At 69.6% G+C, this 2,884-nt stretch carries 3 protein-coding genes; all 3 read right to left on the bottom strand.

Translation table 11 applies throughout. From position 1 onward, the window contains the following. Positions 1 to 1,526: glutamate--tRNA ligase (gene gltX / locus HCN52_RS23480; protein WP_376767200.1), on the bottom strand; the 1,526-nt coding region annotated here is incomplete at its 3' end. A 22-nt stretch (positions 1,527 to 1,548) separates the two neighbouring features. After that, positions 1,549 to 2,340, bottom strand: a complete 792-nt coding sequence (locus HCN52_RS23475; RefSeq protein ID WP_168090436.1) for a fumarylacetoacetate hydrolase family protein — start codon at positions 2,338 to 2,340, stop codon at positions 1,549 to 1,551. A gap of 203 nt (positions 2,341 to 2,543) precedes the next feature. Further along, a partial coding sequence (locus tag HCN52_RS23470) for a GTP-binding protein (protein WP_209314907.1) occupies positions 2,544 to 2,884 on the bottom strand: 341 nt, incomplete at its 5' end.

Genomic DNA, 2,884 nt, shown 5'->3' with positions numbered 1-2,884 from the left:
AGCTCTCCAAGCGCGACCCCGAGTCCTCGCTGAACCTCTACCGCGAACGCGGGTTCCTGCCCGCCGGGCTGCTGAACTACCTCTCGCTGCTCGGCTGGTCGATCGCCGAGGACCTCCAGCGACTCGAACAACGGGAGGCCGACGGTCCGGCCCGTCACGGCGACGCGTACCGGGGCCTGTGCCTTGCCGAGCTTCAGACCGTGCGCCTCGCCGGCGGCGAGCACCGCGTTCTTCAACGCCTCCGCCTCCCAGTCCGAGGCGGCGATGAGGTCGCGGGCGGTCGCGAGCAGCTCCGGAGCGCCGGGCTTCATCGCCTTCTCCCAGGACTTCTCGTCGACGGCCGGCTCCGGGAGGAAGAGGAAGTCGACGTTGTCCGTGATGTCGGAGAGCACCGTGAGCCGCGTCTGGGCCAGCGGGGCGAGAGCGGCGAACGCCTCGGCGTCGAACTCCTCGGGCTTCCACGGAGCGTACGGTGCACGCAGCCACGGCTCGCAGGCCACGGCGAACTCGTCGACCGACAGCTCGCGCAGGTGGACCGCGTTGATGGCTTCGGCCTTCTTGAGGTCGAAGCGCGCCGGGTTGCCGTTCACGGCACTGATCTCGAAGGCGTCCGCCATCTCGCGCAGGGTGAAGATGTCGCGGTCCTCGGCGATCGACCAGCCGAGCAGCGAGAGGTAGTTCAGCAGCCCGGCGGGCAGGAACCCGCGTTCGCGGTAGAGGTTCAGCGAGGACTCGGGGTCGCGCTTGGAGAGCTTCTTGTTCCCCTCCCCCATCACGTACGGCAGGTGCCCGAACTCGGGGACGGCGCCGTTGACCACGCCGATGTCGGCGAGCGCCCGGTAGAGCGCGATCTGCCGCGGCGTGGAGGACAGCAGGTCCTCACCGCGCAGCACGTGCGTGATGCCCATCAGCGCGTCGTCGACCGGGTTGACGAGGGTGTACAGGGGCGCCCCGTTGGCGCGGACGATGCCGTAGTCCGGGACGTTCTCCGGGGAGAAGGTCAGCTCGCCCCGTACCAGGTCGGTGAAGGTGATCGCCTCGTCCGGCATACGGAACCGGAGGACGTGGCTGCGCCCCTCGGCCTCGTGGGCGGCGCGCTGCTCGTCGGTGAGGTCCCGGCAGGCACCGTCGTATCCGGAGGGCCGGCCGGCGGCACGCGCGGCCTCGCGGCGCCGGTCCAACTCTTCCGTCGTGCAGTAGCAGCGGTACGCGTGGCCCGCTTCCCGGAGGCGGGTCGCGATGTCGGCGTAGATCTCCATGCGCTGCGACTGCCGGTAGGGTCCGTGCGCGCCGGGGGCGGTGCGGTCGGCGTCGAACGGTTCGGGGCCCTCGTCCCAGTCGAGGCCGAGCCAGCGGAGCGAATCGAGGAGCTGGTGGTAGGACTCCTCCGAGTCGCGGGCCGCGTCGGTGTCCTCGATCCGCAGGACCAGGGTGCCGCCGTGGTGGCGGGCGAAGGCCCAGTTGAAGAGGGCGGTGCGGATCAGGCCGACGTGCGGGTTGCCCGTGGGTGAGGGGCAGAACCGCACGCGGACGGATGGGAGGGCTGCGCTAGTCACGCTTCACGACCTTGTTGGTGAGGGTTCCGATGCGTTCGACGGTGACGGCGACCTCGTCGCCGACCGTGAGGGGGCCGACACCGGCGGGGGTGCCGGTGAGGATGACGTCTCCGGGGAGCAGCGTCATCGCCTCGGTGATGTGGACGACGAGGTCCGCGATGGAGTGCACCATCTCGCTGGTGCGGCCGAGCTGGCGCTGCTCACCGTTGACGGTGCACATCACGGCGAGGTCGCCTGCGGCGTCCAGGTCGATGCCGGTCTCGACCCACGGGCCGATGGGGCAGGAGGCGTCGAAGCCCTTGGCGCGTGCCCACTGTCCCTCGGTCTGCTGGGTGTCGCGGGCGGTGAGGTCGTTGGCGCAGGTGTACCCGAGGATCACGTCGGCGACGCGCTCGCGCGGGACGCGGCTGCACATGCGCCCGATGACGACGGCCAGCTCGGCCTCGTAGTGGACGTTCTGCGAGAACGTGGGGTAGGGCACCGGATCGCCGCTGCCGACGACCGTGGTGGACGGCTTGAAGAAGACCACCGGTGACTCGGGGACGGTGTTGCCAAGCTCGCGCGCGTGCTCGCTGTAGTTGCGGGCGACTGCCACGACCTTGCTCGGCAGCACGGGGGCCAGCAGGCGGACCTCGGCCAGCGGGACCTTGCGACCGCTGCGCTCGAAGTCGCCGAAGGGATGGCCCTTGATCAGTTCGATGAGCTGCCCGCCCTCGTCGGCCGGCTCTCCTTCGATGATGCCGAAGCCAACGTTTCCGTCGATGGAGAATCTGGCGATGCGCACGAAAGCTGCTGCCCTTCACTCGGAGGCCGGAGCGCGTTCGGTGTCGGCGCGCGCCGGGCGGTGCGTCGTTGTGCCGCAACAGGGTATCGGCCCACGTCGGGCGGCACACGGCTCCGGGTGCGAACACGACGGCGCCCCCGCCGGTGGGTGGCGGGGGCGTGCCGGCCGTGCCGGGCACCGGGCGGCGAACCGCCGGTGGTGGTTCAGCGCAGACGTGCCATGAGGGCGTGCTCGACCAGCGTGATCAGCGCGGACTTCGCATCCGAACGATGCCGCGCGTCCGTCGTGATGATCGGCGCGTCCGGCCCGATCTGCAGAGCCTCCCGCACCTCCTCGGGCGAATACGGCTGATGCCCGTCGAACCCGTTCAACGCGATCACGAACGGCAAACCGGAATTCTCGAAATAATCAACCGCAGGAAAACAATCCGCAAGACGCCGCGTATCGACCAGCACCACCGCACCGATCGCACCACGCACCAGATCGTCCCACATGAACCAGAAACGATCCTGCCCCGGCGTACCGAACAGATACAGAATCAGAT

This window comes from Streptomyces bohaiensis, from assembly GCF_012033785.1.
GTDB lineage: Bacteria > Actinomycetota > Actinomycetes > Streptomycetales > Streptomycetaceae > Streptomyces > Streptomyces bohaiensis.
The sequence above is the reverse complement of the archived record's forward strand: the minus strand, read 5'-3'. Positions and strand labels throughout refer to the sequence as shown.